Annotated in this window: 18 protein-coding genes and 1 pseudogene; 13 read left to right on the top strand and 6 right to left on the bottom strand. The window is 70.8% G+C overall.

Features of this window, described 5'->3' with window-relative positions:
• Nucleotides 1–55: 55 nt before the first annotated feature.
• From SSP08S_RS18625 to SSP08S_RS18660, 8 genes and pseudogenes are all read left to right on the top strand, one after another.
• Nucleotides 56–412 (top strand): YciI family protein, encoded by a 357-nt coding sequence (locus tag SSP08S_RS18625; protein WP_026178615.1) that lies wholly within the window; start codon nt 56–58, stop codon nt 410–412.
• Nucleotides 412–1,608 (top strand): RNA polymerase sigma factor, encoded by a 1,197-nt coding sequence (locus SSP08S_RS18630; RefSeq protein WP_019069127.1) that lies wholly within the window; start codon nt 412–414, stop codon nt 1,606–1,608. The genes SSP08S_RS18625 and SSP08S_RS18630 overlap by 1 nt, the downstream gene beginning before the upstream one ends.
• A 103-nt stretch (nt 1,609–1,711) precedes the next feature.
• Nucleotides 1,712–3,043, top strand: a pseudogene (locus SSP08S_RS18635) (aldehyde dehydrogenase family protein); the annotation flags it as partial.
• 60 nt (nt 3,044–3,103) lie between these two features.
• Nucleotides 3,104–3,469, top strand: coding sequence for an ArsR/SmtB family transcription factor (locus SSP08S_RS18640; protein ID WP_026178616.1), 366 nt, complete (start codon nt 3,104–3,106; stop codon nt 3,467–3,469).
• The gene (locus tag SSP08S_RS18645) at nt 3,466–4,098 is read left to right on the top strand and encodes an SRPBCC family protein (protein WP_019069130.1); all 633 of its coding nucleotides are present in this window, start codon (nt 3,466–3,468) and stop codon (nt 4,096–4,098) included. Before SSP08S_RS18640 ends, SSP08S_RS18645 begins: the two co-directional genes overlap by 4 nt.
• Before the next feature lie 84 nt (nt 4,099–4,182).
• Entirely contained in the window at nt 4,183–5,238 is a 1,056-nt protein-coding gene (locus SSP08S_RS18650; protein WP_019069131.1) for an NAD-dependent epimerase/dehydratase family protein, read from the top strand.
• A 134-nt stretch (nt 5,239–5,372) separates the two neighbouring features.
• Nucleotides 5,373–6,737, top strand: coding sequence for a phosphoinositide-specific phospholipase C-related protein (locus SSP08S_RS18655; protein ID WP_019069132.1), 1,365 nt, complete (start codon nt 5,373–5,375; stop codon nt 6,735–6,737).
• Nucleotides 6,738–6,779: 42 nt separating this feature from the next.
• Nucleotides 6,780–7,685: an aldo/keto reductase gene (locus SSP08S_RS18660; protein WP_019069133.1), complete on the top strand. Its 906-nt coding sequence runs from the start codon at nt 6,780–6,782 to the stop codon at nt 7,683–7,685.
• 13 nt (nt 7,686–7,698) lie between these two features.
• Here SSP08S_RS18660 and SSP08S_RS18665 read toward each other — a convergent pair whose 3' ends face one another.
• From SSP08S_RS18665 to SSP08S_RS18675, 3 genes are all read right to left on the bottom strand, one after another.
• On the bottom strand, nt 7,699–8,157 hold the full coding sequence (locus tag SSP08S_RS18665; RefSeq protein WP_019069134.1) for a pyridoxamine 5'-phosphate oxidase family protein: 459 nt from the start codon (nt 8,155–8,157) through the stop codon (nt 7,699–7,701).
• A gap of 114 nt (nt 8,158–8,271) precedes the next feature.
• Nucleotides 8,272–8,982, bottom strand: coding sequence for a dienelactone hydrolase family protein (locus tag SSP08S_RS18670; RefSeq protein ID WP_019069135.1), 711 nt, complete (start codon nt 8,980–8,982; stop codon nt 8,272–8,274).
• A 113-nt stretch (nt 8,983–9,095) separates the two neighbouring features.
• Complete coding sequence (locus tag SSP08S_RS18675; protein WP_019069136.1) at nt 9,096–10,154, bottom strand: bile acid:sodium symporter family protein; 1,059 nt, start codon at nt 10,152–10,154, stop codon at nt 9,096–9,098.
• Between the two features lie 239 nt (nt 10,155–10,393).
• Here SSP08S_RS18675 and SSP08S_RS18680 point away from each other — a divergent pair, with 239 nt between their 5' ends.
• The 4 genes from SSP08S_RS18680 (at nt 10,394) to SSP08S_RS18695 (ending at nt 13,362) form a co-directional block, all read left to right on the top strand.
• Nucleotides 10,394–10,765 carry a BlaI/MecI/CopY family transcriptional regulator gene (locus SSP08S_RS18680; protein WP_019069137.1) on the top strand — a complete coding sequence of 124 codons (372 nt, stop codon included), beginning with the start codon at nt 10,394–10,396 and terminating at the stop codon, nt 10,763–10,765.
• A gap of 51 nt (nt 10,766–10,816) precedes the next feature.
• Nucleotides 10,817–11,749 carry a M48 family metalloprotease gene (locus SSP08S_RS18685; protein WP_019069138.1) on the top strand — a complete coding sequence of 311 codons (933 nt, stop codon included), beginning with the start codon at nt 10,817–10,819 and terminating at the stop codon, nt 11,747–11,749.
• Between the two features lie 95 nt (nt 11,750–11,844).
• A complete protein-coding gene (locus SSP08S_RS18690; RefSeq protein WP_019069139.1) occupies nt 11,845–12,240 on the top strand; it encodes a VOC family protein in 396 nt (131 codons plus the stop codon).
• A gap of 51 nt (nt 12,241–12,291) precedes the next feature.
• Entirely contained in the window at nt 12,292–13,362 is a 1,071-nt protein-coding gene (locus SSP08S_RS18695; RefSeq protein WP_019069140.1) for an adenosine deaminase, read from the top strand.
• On the opposite strand, the gene SSP08S_RS18700 is transcribed toward SSP08S_RS18695, so the two are convergent.
• The gene (locus SSP08S_RS18700) at nt 13,344–13,859 is read right to left on the bottom strand and encodes a mycothiol transferase (protein WP_019069141.1); all 516 of its coding nucleotides are present in this window, start codon (nt 13,857–13,859) and stop codon (nt 13,344–13,346) included. The genes SSP08S_RS18695 and SSP08S_RS18700 overlap by 19 nt on opposite strands.
• Before the next feature lie 27 nt (nt 13,860–13,886).
• On the bottom strand, nt 13,887–14,777 hold the full coding sequence (locus tag SSP08S_RS18705; protein ID WP_019069142.1) for a LysR family transcriptional regulator: 891 nt from the start codon (nt 14,775–14,777) through the stop codon (nt 13,887–13,889).
• A gap of 125 nt (nt 14,778–14,902) precedes the next feature.
• Between SSP08S_RS18705 and SSP08S_RS18710 the strand changes: the two genes are divergently transcribed.
• Nucleotides 14,903–15,895 (top strand): aldo/keto reductase, encoded by a 993-nt coding sequence (locus SSP08S_RS18710; RefSeq protein WP_019069143.1) that lies wholly within the window; start codon nt 14,903–14,905, stop codon nt 15,893–15,895.
• Here SSP08S_RS18710 and SSP08S_RS18715 read toward each other — a convergent pair.
• Nucleotides 15,885–16,871 carry an oxidoreductase gene (locus SSP08S_RS18715; RefSeq protein WP_019069144.1) on the bottom strand — a complete coding sequence of 329 codons (987 nt, stop codon included), beginning with the start codon at nt 16,869–16,871 and terminating at the stop codon, nt 15,885–15,887. The two genes, SSP08S_RS18710 and SSP08S_RS18715, sit on opposite strands and share 11 nt — an antisense overlap.
• Between the last annotated feature and the right edge of the window lie 11 nt (nt 16,872–16,882).

Genomic DNA, 16,882 nt, shown 5'->3' on the forward strand with positions numbered 1-16,882 from the left:
GTTCGTGTAGGAGGTGAAAGCACCCCCGACAGCCCCCTGCGCCATGGAGGACACCATGCAGCACTACCTGCTCAGTGTGATCACGCCGACCGACGGACAGATGCCCTCGCCCGAGGAGATGGCGGAGATCGGTCGCAAGCTGGAGATCTTCCACGACGAACTCCAGGCCGCCGGTGCCTGGGTCTTCGCCGGCGGACTGCACGGCCCGGAGACGGCCACCGTGCTGCGCCCCAAGGACGGCGAGGTGCTCATCACCGACGGCCCGTACGCCGAGGGCAAGGAATATCTGGGCGGCCTCTGCCTGATCAAGGTGGCCGACCTGGACGCTGCCCTGGAGTGGGGCAAGCGGGCGACCTGGGCCACCACCCTGCCCGTGGAGGTGCGCCCCTTCATGAACACGTCCGAGGACTGATGGCGTTCGACGCCGACATCGAGGCCGTCTTCCGTGCCGAGTACGGGCGCGCGGTCTCCGTCCTGGTCCGCTTCCTCGGCGACATCGACCTCGCCGAGGAAGCGGTCCAGGACGCCTTCACCACGGCCGTACAGAAATGGCCGGAGACCGGTGTGCCGCCGAGTCCGGCCGGGTGGATCATCACGACCGCCCGCAACCGCGCGATCGACCGGCTGCGCCGTGAGTCCTCCAGGGAGGCCCGGCACAGCGAGGCCGCCCTGCTGCAGGCCTCCGACGCGCCCGCCGAGGAGGGACCCGTGCGCGACGACCGGCTCCGCCTGATCTTCACCTGCTGCCACCCCGCGCTCGCCACCCAGGCACAGGTCGCGCTCACCCTGCGGCTGCTCGGCGGGCTCACCACCGCCCGGATCGCCCGCGCCTTCCTGGTGCCGGAACCGACGATGGCCCAGCGCCTGGTCCGCGCCAAGGCCAAGATCCGCGACGCGAAGATCCCGTACCGGGTGCCCCGCGACGCCGACCTCCCCGACCGGCTCAAGGGCGTGCTGGCGGTCGTCTACCTGATCTTCAACGAGGGCTACACCGACTCGCCCGAACTGTGCGCCGAGGCCCTGCGCCTCGGCTGCCTGCTCTCCGAGCTGATGCAGGACGAGCCCGAGGTCACCGGCCTGCTCGCGCTGATGCTGCTCGTCGAATCGCGCCGGGCCGCCCGGGAGGGTGCCGACGGCGAGCTGGTGCCGCTGCCCGAGCAGGACCGCGACCGGTGGGACCGGGAACTGATCGCCGACGGCCAGTCACTCGTCCGGCGGTGCCTGCGGCTGAACAACCCCGGGCCCTACCAGATCCAGGCCGCGATCAACGCCGTGCACAGCGACGCGCCGGCGGCGGACGCGACGGACTGGGGGCAGATCCTCCAGCTCTACGACCAGCTCATGACCGTCGCGCCGAGCCCGGTCGTCGCCCTCAACCGGGCCGTCGCCGTCGCCGAGGTGGACGGCCCGCGCAAGGCCCTCGACCTCGTGGACGCGCTGGACCTCGACGACTACCACGTGCTGCACGCGGTACGCGCCGATCTGCTGCGCCGCCTTGGCCGGCACACGGAGGCGGTCGCGGCGTACCAGGCGGCCGTCGCCCGCACGGAGAGCGCGGCGGAACGCGGTTACCTGGAACGCCGTTGCCGGGAGCTCGTGCGGATGTGACAGCCGTCATGTGGGAGGTGACCATGTTCCCACCGGAATTTTTCCCGGTGTATGAATGGTTGCTATATACACCTGTCCGTAGAGAGCTCCCACGCACCAGCAGCGAGGCACCGTGAACCAGTCCAGCCCCGAGCAGCCCGCCGACGTCGTGGCCCGGCTGCGCGCCACCTTCCGCACCGGCCGCACCAAGCCCGTCGAGTGGCGCACCGCGCAGCTCCACCGCCTCCGCGACCTGCTCACGGAGCACGGCGACGACCTCGCCGCGGCCCTCCGCGCCGACCTCGGCAAGAGCGCCGCCGAGGCCCAGCGCACCGAGATCGGCTTCGCGATCCGCGAGATCGACCACACCCTCGACCACCTCGAGGAGTGGCTGCGCCCCGAGTCGGCCCCCGTACCGGCCCACCTCGGCACGGACGCGACCGCCTGGACGCAGTACGACCCGCTCGGCGTCGTCCTCGTGATCGCTCCCTGGAACTACCCGGTGCAGCTCCTGCTGACCCCGGTCGTCGGCGCGCTGGCCTCGGGCAACGCGGTGGTCGTCAAGCCCAGCGAGATGGCCCCGGCCACCTCCGCCGCCATCGCCCGGCTGCTGCCCGCCTACCTCGACACCGACGCGGTCGCCGTCGTCGAGGGTGGCATCCCCGAGACCACGGCCCTGCTCGCCGAGCACTTCGACCACATCTTCTACACCGGCAACGGCGCCGTCGGCCGCATCGTCCTGCGCGCCGCCGCCGAGCACTTGACCCCGGTCGCCCTCGAACTCGGCGGCAAATCACCGGCGTTCGTCGACCGCGACGCCGATCTCGCCGTCGTGGCCGACCGGTTGGCGCGCGGAAAGTTCCTCAACGCCGGCCAGACCTGCGTCGCCCCCGACTACGTCCTCACCGACCCGGAGACCGCCGCCGCGCTTGAACCTCTGCTGGTGTCCGCCGTCGAGAAGGTCTACGGCGCCGACCCGCAGACCTCCGGCGAGTACGGCCGGATCGTCAACGAACGCCACTTCGACCGGCTCGCCGGACTGCTCGACTCCGGCCGGGTCGTCGTCGGCGGACGCAGCGACCGCGACGACAAGTACATCGCGCCGACGGTTCTCGCCGATGTCGATCCCAAGGCGCCCGTCATGGCGGAGGAGATCTTCGGCCCGATCCTGCCGATCGTCACCGTCCCCGGGATCGACGCGGCCATCGACTTCATCAACGACCGCGACAAGCCCCTCGCGCTGTACGTCTTCACCGACTCCGACGACACCCGTGCCCGGATCGCTGCCGAGACGTCCTCCGGTGCCGTCGGCTACGGCCTTCCGCTCGCCCATCTCACCGTCTCCGACCTGCCGTTCGGTGGTGTGGGGGAGAGCGGCATGGGCAACTATCACGGCCGCTACTCCATCGAGACGTTCAGCCACCGCAAGGCGCTGCTGGAGAAGCCGCTGGCCTGACCCGCCACCCTCATGTATCACCAGTCGCTTATATAAGCGACTGGTGATACTTTGGTGCTCATGCACGCTTTCGATGTGCTCGGAGACCCCGTGCGCCGCCGCATCCTGGAGCTGCTCGCCGAGGGTGAGCAGCCCGCCGGGACGGTCAGCGATGTCGTCCGGCGGGAGTTCGGGATATCGCAGCCAGCGGTCTCCCAGCATCTGAAGGTGCTGCGGGAGAACGGATTCGCGACGGTACGGCCGGACGGCACCCGCCGCCTGTACGCGGTGAACTCCGAGCCGCTGCGGGACATCGACGCCTGGCTCGACCGGTTCCGCCGCTACTGGACCCCGCATCTGGACGCCCTGGCAACCGAGTTGGCCCGGGGTAAGCGTGAGCGCCGGCTCCGCGAGGCCGGTGACGACACCCCGAGGAGCACCCCGTGATCGACGTGACCCACCAGATCAACTCCGTGACCCGCCGGGTCGGCCGCCGTGACTTCCAGGCGGGCGAGGCCCGCGTGATCACCATCGCCCAGTCCTACGACTCACCGCCCGAGGACGTGTGGGACGCCTGCACCAACCCCGAGCGCATCCCGCGCTGGTTCCTGCCGGTCACCGGCGAGTTGCAGGTGGGCGGCAAGTACCAGTTGCAGGGCAACGCGGGTGGCACGATCGAGCGCTGCGATCCGCCCAACAGCTTCTTCGCGACCTGGGAGTTCGGTGGTGAAGTCAGCTGGATCGAGCTGCGGTTGACGCCCGAGGGCGACGGGACCCGCTTCGAGTTGGAGCACATCGCCCACGTCGACGACACCAAGTGGGCCGAGTTCGGGCCCGGCGCGGTGGGCGTCGGCTGGGACTCGATCCTCCTGGGGCTGGACGGCAATCTTTCGGGCGCCAGTCCCGTGAAGCCCGAGGACGCCATGGCCTGGCTGGCGTCCGAGGAGGGCCGCCGCTTCGTCACGCTGAGCAGCGAGGCCTGGTACGCGGCCAACGTCGAGAGCGGTGAGGACGAGGCGGTGGCCCGCGCGTCCGCCGACCGGACCACGGCCGCCTATACGGGAAGCGGGAGTTGAGAGCCGTAGCGGCCGAACCGCTGACCCGGGACCGATCACCGTTGTAGCGTGCGCGCTGGATGCCACGGGTGATCGGAGCCAGGGATGAGTGTCGGCGGCGGGACGGTGTTGGTGACCGGCGGCAGCGGATTCGTCGGCAGCCATCTGGTCCGGCAACTGCTGGAGCGCGGCTACCGGGTGCACACCACTGTGCGGTCCCTCGGCAACGAGGCGAAGGTCGCGCCGCTGCGGGCGATGCAGGACCAATTCCCGGGCGCGCTCGAGCTGTTCGAGGCCGATCTGCTCGCCGAGGGCTCCTTCGACGCGGCGATGGACGGCTGCCGGGTCGTGTTCCATGTCGCCTCGCCGTTCCTGATGCCGGAGAAGATCAAGGACGGTCGGAGGGACGTCGTCGAACCCGCGCTCACCGGCACCCGGAACGTCCTCGCGGGCATCGAACGCACGCCCACCGTCGAGAAGTTGGTGTTCACCTCGACGGTCGGCGCGATCTTCGGGGACTACGCCGACGTACGGGAGATGAAGGACGAGATCCTCTCCGAGGACTACGTCAACACCACCAGCACGGTCGAGAACAACCCGTACCACTACGCCAAGACCGTCGCCGAACGCGCCGCCTGGGACGCGGCGCACGCGCAGGACCGCTGGCGCATGGTCTCCGTCAACCCCGGCCTGATCCTGGGGCCTTCACTCACCCCGGCCTCGGACTCCGGCAGCCTCTTTCTCCTCGACGAACTGTTCAAGGGCTACTTCTTCTACGGGGCACCCGACTTCAGCTTCACCGTCGCCGACGTGCGGGACGTGGCGAGCGCGCACATCGCGGCGGCCGAACGCCCCGACGCGCACGGCCGTTACATCGTCGCCGCGAGCCGGATGGCGTCCTTCCTCGACATGTCACGCGCCCTGCGACAGCACTTCCCGCGCAACTACCGGCTGCCCGCACACGGCCTCCCGCACTGGCCGGTGCGCATCCTGGGCCCCGCGTTCGGGCTCACCCAGGACTACATCCGCAAGCACCTCGGGATCAGGTTCACGGTCGACAACCGGCGCGGAGTGGAGGAACTGGACATCCACTACCGGCCGTTGGAGGAGACTCTGGTCGATCACTACCTGGCCTGGCGGGAGTTGAGGAAAACGCGCTGACCGTTTCCGGTCCTTCGCCGTTCATTCCGCGGACCGTTCCTCCCTCTTGACTGGTTCAGACCAGAGGCGCTTGGGTGTGGCCCGATCACCTTTCCGGTGTCATGAGCCTGACCACACTCAACCGAAGGGCACCCATGCGAACCCCCCACGCCCTGTTCGCCATCACCGCAGCGCTGGCCGCGACGCTCGTCTCACCACCGGCCGGCGCCGCCGACGCGGTCCCGGCCCCCGGCACCTACTACGTCCAGAGCGCCACCACCGGGCTCAACGCGGCCGACAAGGGGGGAGCGGTGGAGCAGCACAACCCCAAGGGCAACGAGGACCACCAGCAGTGGAACCTCAAGGCGAGCGGATCCTCGTACGTCCTGGAGAGCACCGACACGGCAGGCAGCTGCCTCGGCCGCTCGGGCGCCCAGGCGAAGACCGTCGCCTGCACGAGCGCCGACGCCGCCTGGCAGATCACCGCGACCGGCGGCGACCAGTACACGCTCCAAGTCCCGGGAACGGCAAGCTACTTGACCGTGGCCGCCAAGCCCTCCGGCGCCAACTACCCGGCCCAGCTCGCCATCGGCTCCTCCGGCAGCCTCGCCTCCTGGTACCTGACCCCGATCACCTCACCCACCAGGCCGATCCCCGCCCAGGACCAACGCACCCTGGACCAGGTCACGTTCCTCACCGCGCACAACGCCTACGCCAACGGGGTCGACGGCGGCTTCGCCCCGCCCTTCGTGAACTTCTTCCCCAACCAGGCCCGCGGCCTCAACCAGCAACTCTCCGACGGCGTACGGGGGTTCATGCTGGACATCCACCAGACCCCCGACGGCGCGATCCTCTGCCACGACAGCTGCACCCTGGTCAGCAGCCCGGTCGCCCTGAACGTCGACCTCCAGCGCATCGTGGACTTCCTCAAGGCGCACACCGACCAGTTCGTCACCGTCTTCCTGGAGGACTACGTCGACCCGACCGTCCTGCGCAGCGAACTCGCCCGCGTCAACGGCCTGTACGACGTGCTGTACCGCCCCGACCAGACCGGAGTGCAGCAGAACGGCTGGCCGAAGATGGCCGACCTGATCGCTGCCAACCACCGCCTGCTGATCTTCACCGACCACAGCCGCGCCTCCGACCAGTCCGCCGGACTGACCCGGGACAGCTTCGGAGTGATGTACCAGCGCGAGTGGACCGTCGAGAACTACTGGTCCATGGGCTCCGGCGCGAGCTCCTCCGACTGGTCCTGCTACAGCCGCTGGTACGGCAGTGACCTCAACGTGCCGCTCACACAGACCTATTCGGGATTCCGCCCGCTGTTCGTCATGAACCACTTCCGTGACGCCACCATCGCCGGGACGGCACAGACCGACAACACCAAGATCCTGGACCGGGCCCAGCGGTTCTGCCAGCCGGCCGCCCGCAAGAAGCCCAACTTCCTCGCCGTGGACCGCTACGACCTCGGCAACCCCGCCTCGGCCGTCGACAGCCTGAACACCTACACATATCCGTAAAGTGCGGGTGGCCGCGCCGCGCGTGTGTGCGAAACTCCGCTGATGACCTCCGCGAAGATCACCGCCGCAGCCGCGGGCACCTGGAAACTCGGCGACCTGCCCGTCAACCGCATCGGCTTCGGCGCGATGCGGCTGACGGGCAGCGCCGCCTTCAACCTCGGCACGCCCAGTGACCGTGACCGCTCGATCGCCGTGCTGCGCAAGGCGGTTGAGCTCGGTGTGAATCACATCGACACGGCCGCCTTCTACTTCTCGACGCTGCGGTCGGCCAACGAGCTCATCAACACCGCGCTCGCCCCCTACCCCGACGACCTCGTGATCGCCACGAAGGTCGGCCCCTTCCGCACCTACTCGGGGGAGTGGGGCAGCCCGGCACGCCCCGACGAACTGCGCGGCCATGTCGAGGAGAACCTGCGCCAGCTCGGGCGCGACCGGCTCGACGTGGTCTATCTGCGCCGTATGGGACAGGACTCGATCGCCGAGCACTTCGGCGCGCTCGCCGAACTCCAGCAGGAGGGCCTGGTACGGCACCTCGCGCTCTCCGACATCGAGCCCCGGCACCTCGCCGAGGCGCAGGAGATCGCCCCGGTGGTGAGCGTGCAGAACCGGTTCGCGCTCGACTCGTACCGCGCCGAGACCGACGACATGCTGCGGATCTGCGGCGAACAGGGCATCGCGTTCGTGCCGTTCTTCGCCATCGCGGGCGCGGGGGGCGCCAGGAGCGCGACCACGGCTCACGACGACGCGGTCCTGGCCGTTGCTGAGGCCCACGACACCAGCCCCGCCCAGATCCGCCTGGCCTGGACCCTGGCCCAGGGACCGCACGTTCTCGCCATCCCCGGCACGGGCAACCCCGACCATCTCGCCGAGAATGTCGCGGTGGGCGCGATCCGCCTGACCGACGACGAACTGGCCGGGCTCAACGACCTGCACAGGAAGGCCGGTTGAACCAGGGTCGGGCTCACACCAGCCAGACGCCGTCCCGCATCAGATGGCGCTTGGGCAGCTCGCGCACCTCGTGCCACGCCTGGACGGCGAGCGGCCGTATCCGGAAGAAGGAGTAGGGCGCACGGTCCTGGCGGGGATCCCAGCCGTACTTCGCGTCGAAGGCGGCGGCAGCGGCGACCGGGACGTCCTCGGCGGTGAAGGCCGTGGCCTCGCCGTCGATGAGCACGACGTCCCGGGTGTCCGCGAAGGCCAGCCGGGTCCGCCGTCCGTCGCTCAGATTGCGGCCCGTGGGGTTCGTGGGCCGGGTGCACAGCCACACGGCCTCCCCGTCCCAGACGAACCACAGCGCGACCAGACAGGGCAGCCCGTCGGTGTCCGCCGAGGCCACCCAGATGTCCAACTCCCGCTCCAGCCGCGCCAGTACGTCACGCCTGCGCTCCTCGGGGCTGCGGGGCGGCACGGCGATCTTCATGCCCGGGACGCTACCGGCGGCGCCCGCGCGGCGCCTCGGGCCGGGGTCGTAGGACCTCGGACCGAGGCGCCGTGGCGTCAGCGCAGTGAGGCGGGTGGGCAAGTCGCCGTGGTGTCAGCCCAGTCGGGCGTGCAGGAAGGGGACCGTGCTCGCCCAGGCGCGGGCAGCCGAGTCGGCGTCGTAGACCGGGCGGCCGTCGTTGAAGAAGGCGTGGTTCGCCGGGTAGAGGCGCAGGTCCGCGGTGATGCCGGACTGCCGCTCGACGGTCTCGCGCAGGGCGTCGAGGCTCTTCGCGGGGATGCTCTCGTCCAACTCGCCGTAGTGGCCGAGGATTTGGGCCTTCAGCCCGGAGAAGTCGGGGAACTCGCCCTGGATCACTCCGTAGAACGGCACCGCCGCGCTCACCCTCGGGTCGGCCGCGGCCAGGTACAGGACGAAGCCGCCGCCCATGCAGAAGCCGACCGCGCCGACCGTGTCCGAGGTGACCTCGGGCAGGGACAGCAGATGGTCGACGGCGCCGGAGAGCAGTTCGACACCGCGGGCGACCGGGAGCGCCCGCATCATCCGCAGGGCCTCGTCGCTCTCGTGCGCCACGTTCCCGCCGTACAGGTCCGGGGCGAACGCCACGAAGCCCTCCTGCGCGAGCCGGTCCGCCACGTTCGCGATGTGGTCGGTCAGGCCCCACCACTCCTGGATGACGATCACACCCGGCCCGCTCCCGGACGGCGGCAGCGCGAGATAGCCGTGGGCGGTGCCCCCGGCGCTGGGAAACGTGACGTTCTGACGGGCCGGGGCTCCGGTCGACTTCGGCAGCTCGGAGGACATGACGCTCAACTCCTGTACGGTGGTGCTCGATGGGGGAGTGTGCCAGGGCGGCCTCGACACGATCACCAGCCTGTCACGCCCCGGACGGAGGGCCGCTCCGGCCCCTCCGTCCGTCACCCGGACGCGGTTCTCACCTCCGCTTCCCGACCCATGCGCACCACCCGCCCGGCGGCCACCTTCTGCAGCAGCCCGTACGCCAGCACCGGCAGCAGGATGTGCGGGCGGTCGGGCAGGGTTGTCGTGATCAGCACCGCGCTCGCGCTGCTGTTGTTCATCCCGCAGGCCAGCGTCACCGAAGCGCCCGACCGGGCGTCGAGGCGCAGCACCCGCGAGGCCAGCCGCCCCAGCGTGAAGGACAGCCCGCACACCGTCGCGGCGACGGCGAGTGCGGCCAGCAGCAGGACCGGGCGCGGATGGCGCAGGAACGGCCCGAGCACACCGCTCGCGTTGACATACGTCAGCAGCAGCGAACCCGGGAGGGCGGCGGGCACGGCTGTGCGGAGAAGCACACCCAGTGCGCTCGGGGGCAGCGTGAGCCGGCAGAGGATGCCCGCTGCGCAGGGCAGTACCACGGAGGTCAGGGCGAAGGTGTTCCCGGCCGCCTGTCCGGCCATGTCCAGCCGGCCCGCGTAGTCACCCTGGAGGAGCGGACACAGGACTGCCAGGGTGAGCGGGACGGTCAGTGGGCTGACCAGGGTGGAGGCGAGCACCAGGCCGACGGCCGTGGGCTGGTCGCCGTCCCCCTTCGCGGTCCACACGGTCGCGCCGGCCGCCACGGGCATGGCGACCACGAGGATCATCGCGGCGATCATGCCGCTGCCGCCGTCGTGGTCCGGCGAAAGACGCAGCGCGAGGGCCACCCCGGGGACGATCAGCAGCGGCACCAGGATGTGCAGCGCGAGGCCGGCGAGCAGAGCGACGGGGTGCCGTACCAGCAGCCGCAGCTCACGCAGCGGCACCTGGAGACCGGCGCCGAACAGCACCAGCGCGAGGAGCAACTGCGGGGTTTTGAGGGGCAGTTCGGAGATGCCTGTCGCATGCGGGTGCCGGAGCCACAGGCCGGGGCCGGGCAGCAACGCCGCCGCGGCATACGTGACGGCGACGGCCTGTCCGAGGTGTCGGCGCAGCAGGCCGGGCGGGCGGGGCTGATTCCTGGTGGATCGGGGACACATCGTGGCGCTCTTCCGTCGTAGGACCTGGGCGGAGACGGAACGCCGGTATCGCCTGGAGGCTCGTCGACACGCGCGGGGGAATGAGTGTGCGAAGCCCTGCGGTCATCGTGGACGGTCCCTTCCATAATGGGCGGACGGGAATGGGCACACAGATGCGGTGACGACACGGCACCCGAGTGACTACAATCCTGTAGACGGTCTACTGAACTGTAGACGAGGACGGGGTGAGGATCGTTCCCATGGCCGACGCGAAGGACGAACGCCGACCGGCGGGTGAGCTGGAGGCCACCGTCATGGCCGCCCTCTGGGCCGCCGGCGACCCGCAGACCCCAGGAGAGGTGCAGCTGAGCCTCGGCACGGGCCTGGCCCGCACCACGGTGACGACGATCCTGACCCGGCTGCACGACAAGGGCGTCGTCGACCGCCTGCGCCAGGGCCGCGGCTACGCCTACTTCCCGGTCCAGGACGCGCAGGGCCTCACCGCCCGCCGCATGCACACCGAGCTCGACCGGGACGGCGACCGGGAGACCGTGCTCGCCCGCTTCGTCGCCCAGCTCAGCCCCGACGACGAGCGCGTCCTGCGCGACCTCCTCGAATCCGGTGAGCAGTAGTGCGGTCGCCGTGGGGCGTGGAATGCTGGGTGCGATGAAATCCGGTGACCGATGATCGCCCTCCTGCTCCTCCCGCTCGTGCTGCCGTTCGCGCTGCGGCCCATGGCCCGGCGCGCTCTGGAGCGGCTCACACCGGTCACCGCCCTGTGGCTCCTCACCGGCACCGCGGTGACCGCGGCGGGCTGCACCCTCGCCGCACTCGGCGCGTTCGTCCTGACCGGCCTGCTCCGGCTCCCGCTGTTCGCGTCGCTCGGCGAACTGATCCACCCACTGCGCACCTCCTACGGCGGTCTCGTCCCGCCGGCGGCCGTGCTGTCCGCCGGTGCCCTGGCCGTCTGTACCTGGACGCTGACCCGGTGGGCGCTGCACCAGTCGCGGGCCTTCCGCGCCGCCCGTACCCAGGCCGGGTGCGGGCCCGTCGCCGGTGACCTCTGCGTGCTCGACTCCGCGCACCCGGACGCCTACGCCCTGCCCGGGCGACCGCACCGCATCGTCGTCACCACCGGGATGCTGCGCAGCCTCGACGCCGCCGAGCGCGAGGCACTGTTCGCGCACGAGCGGGCGCACAACGCGGGCGGCCACCACTACTTCCTCGTGGCCGCCGAACTCGCCGCCCGCTGCCACCCGGCGCTCGGACCCGTCCGCGACGCGATCCGGCTCGCGGCAGAACGCGCGGCCGACGAGGCCGCCGCCACCGTCGTCGGTGACCGGCGCCTGATCGCCCGCGCCATCGCCCGTGCGGCCCTCGCCGGACAGTCGGCCCGCTCCCGGCGCCCGGACTTCGTCCCCGGCGCCACCACCGGCCCGGTCCCACAGCGCGTCCAGGCCCTCCTCGCGGCCCCGCGCGTCACCCACCGCACGGCAGCCTGCGGACTCGCCGCTCTGCTGATCGCCTGCGCGGTGCTCTCCTTCGCCGCCTCGGCCACCTCGATGATCGACGTCCACCATCGGGTGGAGGTGGCGCAGGGCGAGGAGGCCCGCTGAGGGACGGGTCAGGCGGGCGACTGGCGCGAGCGACGTTTTACGTATAACCTCACCCGTCAACATCCCGTCGAACGGAACCGCACGGAGCGCCCCCGATGAGCCGTATCGCCCTGGTCACCCTCGTCGTCGACGACTACGACGAGGCGATCCGCTTCTACACCGAAGCCCTGGGCTTCCGCCTCGTCGAGGACACGCCCCGCCCCGACGGCTCCCGCTGGGTCGTCGTGACGCCGCCCGTAACGGACGGCTCCGGCACCGGCCTGCTGCTCGCCCGCGCCAAGGGCGAGGACCAGCGCGGCCGGATCGGTGACCAGACCGGCGGCCGCGTCGGCTTCTTCCTGCACACCGAGGACTTCGCCCGCGACCACGCCCGCATGCTCGCCGCGGGTGTCACCTTCCTTGAGGAGCCGCGCCACGAGCCGTACGGCTCGGTCGCCGTCTTCCAGGACCTGTACGGCAACCGCTGGGACCTGCTCCAGCCCGCCGCCTGAACCTCCGTACCGCCCGACCCCGCTCACCGAACGACCGAGGAACGACCCCACATGTCATCTACGCGCATAGACGCCGACACCCTCCGCCGGCTCCCCAAGGCCGTGCTGCACGACCACCTCGACGGCGGCCTGCGCCCCGCCACCGTGGTGGAGCTCGCGGAGACGGTCGGGCACACCCTGCCCACCACCGACCCGGACGAGCTCGCCGCGTGGTACTTCGACGCCGCCAACTCCGGTGACCTGGTGCGCTACATCGCCACCTTCGAGCACACCCTCGCCGTGCTGCAGAACCGCGAGGGACTGCTGCGCGCCGCCGAGGAGTACGTCCTCGACCTCGCCGCCGACGGCGTCGTCTACGGCGAGGTGCGCTACGCCCCCGAGCTGAACACCAACGGCGACCTCACGATGAGCGAGGTCGTCGAGACGGTGCAGGAGGGGCTCGCGGCCGGTATGGCGAAGGCCGCGGCGGCCGGGACCCCGGTCCAGGTGCGGACGCTGCTGTGCGGGATGAGGATGTTCGACCGGGTCGGCGAGGCCGCCGACCTCGCGGTGGCCTTCCGGGACGCCGGTGTCGTCGGCTTCGACATCGCCGGCGCCGAGGACGGTTTCCCGCCCGCCGACCACCTCGCAGCCTTCGAGCACCTGCGCCGCGAGAGCGTGCCGTTCACCATCCACGCCGGTGAGGCGCACGGCCTGCCCAGCATCCACCAGGCCCTCCAGGTGTGCGGCGCCCAGCGCATCGGCCACGGCGTCCGCATCACCGAGGACATCGTCGACGGCAAGCTCGGCCGCCTCGCGGGCTGGGTCCGTGACCGCCGTATCGCCCTGGAGATGTGCCCGACCTCCAACCTCCAGACGGGCGCGGCCACTTCGATCGCCGGGCACCCGATCACCGCCCTGAAGGACCTGGGCTTCCGCGTCACCCTGAACACCGACAACCGACTGGTGTCCGGTACGACGATGACGCGTGAGATGTCCCTCCTGGTCGAGGAGGCGGGCTGGACGGTCGAGGACCTGCGCACGGTCACGGTGAACGCCCTGAAGAGCGCGTTCATCCCGTACGACGAGCGCAAGGCCCTCATCGAGGACGTCGTCCTGCCGGGTTACGCCTCCGCGCTCTGAAGCAGCCCCCGTACGTACTGGGCCTGTCCGACGTGCTCCAGGTCGTCGGACAGGACGCTGACCAGCCGTACGCCCAGACTGACCGGCGGGTCCCAGCGCTCGTCCACGATCCGCTCGTAGTCCTCCGGGGTGAGCCCGCGCAGATATTCCAGCGTCTGCTCGTGCACGGCGTCGTAGTACCCGGTCAGCTGTCCGGCCGACTCGACGCGCACCTTGCCGACCTTCGTGGAGGTGTGGCCGTATCCGGTGTCCCGGGCCGGCAGATCGAGTCCGAAGCGCTTCTCCCAGCCCTGGGTGAGCCACACCTGGTCGAGGCCGGCGGCGTCGGCGACATGGTCGTCCTGGACCCGGGTGAGATGCCAGATCAGCCAGGCGATGGAGTTGGCGTCGGCGGCCACGCGCGCGTGCAGCTGGTCCGGTGTCAGGCCGTCGACCGCGGCGTGTACTTCTTCCTGGATACGGCCGTACGCGTCAATGAGGATGTCGTTGGCATGCATACGACCACCTTCGCGCATCGTGGTCGCTCACGCGGCCGGAGTCCCGGTTTCCAGCAGGGTCATCAGGGCGCGGGCCGCAGGGCTGGTGGCCTGCGGGGGCGGGAGCAGGGCCACCGTCTCGTACACCTCCTCGCCTGTTCCCTTGAGGGGGAGGGCGGTGAGGGGCTCGCGCTTGTGACGGAAGTGCTGGGGGACCACCGCGATCCCGAGGTTCTCGTCGATCAGGTCGAGGAGGCTGTGCACGTCGTTGACCTCCAGCGCGACCGTCCGCCGTACGCCCGCCGCGGCGAAGACGGCGTCGGTGGTGCGGCGCGAGGCCCAGTCCGGGTGGAAGTCGACGAAGACCTCGCCGCCCAGGTCGTCCGGAGTCACCGCCGCGCCGATCCGGGCGAGCCGGTGGCTGGGATGGCACAGCACGGTCATCGGCTCACTGGTCAGCGACACCGAGCGCAGCTGGTCGGTGTCCGCCTGGGTGCGGTAGGCGAAGGCCAGGTCGAGGCGCCCGGCCGCGACCTCCTCCGCGAGCGCCCCGGAACCCGCCTGACGCAGCCGGATCTCCACGTCGGGATGCCGGCGCCGGAACGCGGCGAGGAGCCCCGCCACATGCACCCCGGCGATGCACTGCTCGGTGCCCAGGGAGAGGGTGCCGCGCAGCACGCCCTGCACCGCGGCCACCGCCTCGTGCGCCGACCGCACCTGAGCGAGGATCCGTTCCGCCTCGCCGAGCAGGGCCCGGCCGGCCTCCGTGAGCGTGACCCGGCGGGTGGTGCGCACGAACAGCGGGGTCTGCAGCTCCCGCTCCAGGGCGCGGATCGACGCCGACAGACCCGACTGGGACACCATCAACCGCTCCGCCGCCCGGGTGAAGTGCTGGTCCTCGGCGACGGCGATGAAATGCTGAAGATGACGCAGCTCCATGATTGAGAAGCGTAACCGCTGAATTCCATCGGATTCTTCTGTTGGACCACTGCCCGCAGGTCGGACAGAGTGGACGACGGTTCCCTGGAACCGGTATCCCGTGTGCCAACCCCTCTGGAGTCGCGTTGTACACCGCACACCCCGACCGTTACGCGGACCTGCCCTACCGGCGCACCGGACGCAGCGGTCTGAAACTCCCCGCGATCTCGCTCGGCCTGTGGCACAACTTCGGGCCCGACCGCCCGGTCGACACCCAGCGCGCCATCCTGCGCCGCGCCTTCGACCTCGGCGTCAGCCACTTCGACCTGGCCAACAACTACGGCCCGCCGCCCGGCGCCGCCGAGTCCGCCCTCGGCGAGGCGCTGAAGGCGGACTTCGGGTCGTACCGCGACGAGCTGGTGATCTCCACCAAGGCCGGCTATCTGATGTGGCCCGGCCCCTACGGCGAGTGGGGTTCGCGCAAGTACCTGCTGTCCTCGCTGGACCAGAGCCTCACGCGCATGGGCCTCGACTACGTCGACATCTTCTACTCGCACCGCCCCGACCCGGAGACTCCCCTCGAGGAGACGATGGGTGCCCTGCACTCGGCGGTCCAGCAGGGCAAGGCGCTCTACGTCGGCATCTCCAACTACTCGGCGGAGCAGACCCGGGAGGCCGCCAGGATCCTCGGCGACCTCGGCACCCCGCTCCTCATCCACCAGCCGCGCTACTCGATGCTCGACCGCCGCCCCGAGGACGAGGGCCTGCTCGACGCCCTCGACGAGCTCCAGGTCGGCTCCATCGTGTTCTCCCCGCTGGAGCAGGGGCTGCTCAGCTCCCGCTACCTCGACGGCATCCCGGAGGGCTCCCGGGCGGCGAGCGACAGCCCGTTCCTGAACTCGGACGCGGTCACCGAGGACCTGGTGGGTCAGCTGCGCGCCCTCGACGACATCGCCAAGGGCCGCGGTCAGACCCTCGCCCAGCTCGCCCTGGCCTGGGTGCTGCGCGGCGGGCGGGTGACCTCGGCCCTCGTCGGTGCGAGCAGCCCGCAGCAGATCGAGGACAGCGTCGCGGCCACCCGCAACCTGGACTTCGACGCCGAGGAACTGGCCCGCATCGACGCGATCGTCAGGCCGTAAGCCGCTCGCTGACCTCCCAGAGACGGGCCGCCGCCTCCGGGTCCACGGCGCGGGGGAGCACCCCCGGGATCGTGTCCCCGGTGGCCCAGGCGGCCTCGTTCTCGGGGGTCACCAGCGGGGTGATGTCGACGTTCTCGCAGTAGACCCCGCCGAGACCGTCGAGCCGGGGGCTGGTCGCGGCCCAGACGGTGGTGGCCGCGCCCTGCTGAACGGTCTTCATCTGCCGCTCCGGGTCGCGGATCGGCTCGCCCGCGCTGTCGAGCGCGCCCGCGGCCTGGAGCATCGCCGGGTCGATGTGCTTGACAAGTCCGGTGTCGATGATCAGGCCCGGGTGCACGGCGAAGGCACGGATGCCGTGCTCCTTGCCGCGCCGGTCCACCTCGACGGCGAAGAGGGCGTTGGCCGTCTTGGACTGCCCGTAGGCGAGGAACGGCTCGTAGGTCCGGTGCTCGAAGTTGATGTCGTCGAAGTCGACACCGGCGAAGCGGATGCCCCGCGAGGAGAGCACGACGACTCGCGCGCCCTTCGCCGCGACCAGCGCCGGCCACAGCCGGGTGGTCAGCTGGAAGTGCCCCAGGTGGTTGATGGCGAACTGGGCCTCGTAGCCGCGTGCGTCCCGGGCCAGCGGGGTAGCCATGATCCCGGCGTTGTTCACCAGGAGGTGCAGCGGGCGCCCGGAGGCGAGGAACTTCTCCGCGAAGGTGTCGATGGACGCCGGGTCCAACAGGTCCAGGTACTCGACCTCGGCCCCGGGCACGGCCTGCAGCGCCGTCCGGGCCCGCTCCACGTCCCTCGCCGGTACGACGATCTCGGCGCCCGCGGCGCGCAGCACGCGGGCGGTCTCCAGGCCGATCCCGGAGTAGCCGCCCGTGACGATCGCGACCTTGCCGGTGAGGTCGATGCCCTTGATCACCTCCTCGGCGGTGGACGCGGCGCCGAAGCCGGAGTTCAGGGGCTGCTGTGCGGTGGTGGTCATCTCTGCTCTCT

Origin of the sequence: Streptomyces hokutonensis (assembly GCF_000376565.1) — a bacterium.
GTDB lineage: Bacteria > Actinomycetota > Actinomycetes > Streptomycetales > Streptomycetaceae > Streptomyces > Streptomyces hokutonensis.

Bases quoted from the DNA above. Each gene is read 5' to 3' on its own strand.
- SSP08S_RS18625 (WP_026178615.1), top strand. From the start codon at position 56: ATGCAGCACTACCTGCTCAGTGTGATCACGCCGACCGACGGACAGATG.
- SSP08S_RS18630 (WP_019069127.1), top strand. From the start codon at position 412: ATGGCGTTCGACGCCGACATCGAGGCCGTCTTCCGTGCCGAGTACGGG.
- SSP08S_RS18640 (WP_026178616.1), top strand. From the start codon at position 3,104: ATGCACGCTTTCGATGTGCTCGGAGACCCCGTGCGCCGCCGCATCCTG.
- SSP08S_RS18650 (WP_019069131.1), top strand. From the start codon at position 4,183: ATGAGTGTCGGCGGCGGGACGGTGTTGGTGACCGGCGGCAGCGGATTC.
- SSP08S_RS18655 (WP_019069132.1), top strand. From the start codon at position 5,373: ATGCGAACCCCCCACGCCCTGTTCGCCATCACCGCAGCGCTGGCCGCG.
- SSP08S_RS18660 (WP_019069133.1), top strand. From the start codon at position 6,780: ATGACCTCCGCGAAGATCACCGCCGCAGCCGCGGGCACCTGGAAACTC.
- SSP08S_RS18665 (WP_019069134.1), bottom strand. From the start codon at position 8,157: ATGAAGATCGCCGTGCCGCCCCGCAGCCCCGAGGAGCGCAGGCGTGAC.
- SSP08S_RS18670 (WP_019069135.1), bottom strand. From the start codon at position 8,982: ATGTCCTCCGAGCTGCCGAAGTCGACCGGAGCCCCGGCCCGTCAGAAC.
- SSP08S_RS18675 (WP_019069136.1), bottom strand. From the start codon at position 10,154: ATGTGTCCCCGATCCACCAGGAATCAGCCCCGCCCGCCCGGCCTGCTG.
- SSP08S_RS18680 (WP_019069137.1), top strand. From the start codon at position 10,394: ATGGCCGACGCGAAGGACGAACGCCGACCGGCGGGTGAGCTGGAGGCC.
- SSP08S_RS18685 (WP_019069138.1), top strand. From the start codon at position 10,817: ATGATCGCCCTCCTGCTCCTCCCGCTCGTGCTGCCGTTCGCGCTGCGG.
- SSP08S_RS18690 (WP_019069139.1), top strand. From the start codon at position 11,845: ATGAGCCGTATCGCCCTGGTCACCCTCGTCGTCGACGACTACGACGAG.
- SSP08S_RS18695 (WP_019069140.1), top strand. From the start codon at position 12,292: ATGTCATCTACGCGCATAGACGCCGACACCCTCCGCCGGCTCCCCAAG.
- SSP08S_RS18700 (WP_019069141.1), bottom strand. From the start codon at position 13,859: ATGCATGCCAACGACATCCTCATTGACGCGTACGGCCGTATCCAGGAA.
- SSP08S_RS18705 (WP_019069142.1), bottom strand. From the start codon at position 14,777: ATGGAGCTGCGTCATCTTCAGCATTTCATCGCCGTCGCCGAGGACCAG.
- SSP08S_RS18715 (WP_019069144.1), bottom strand. From the start codon at position 16,871: ATGACCACCACCGCACAGCAGCCCCTGAACTCCGGCTTCGGCGCCGCG.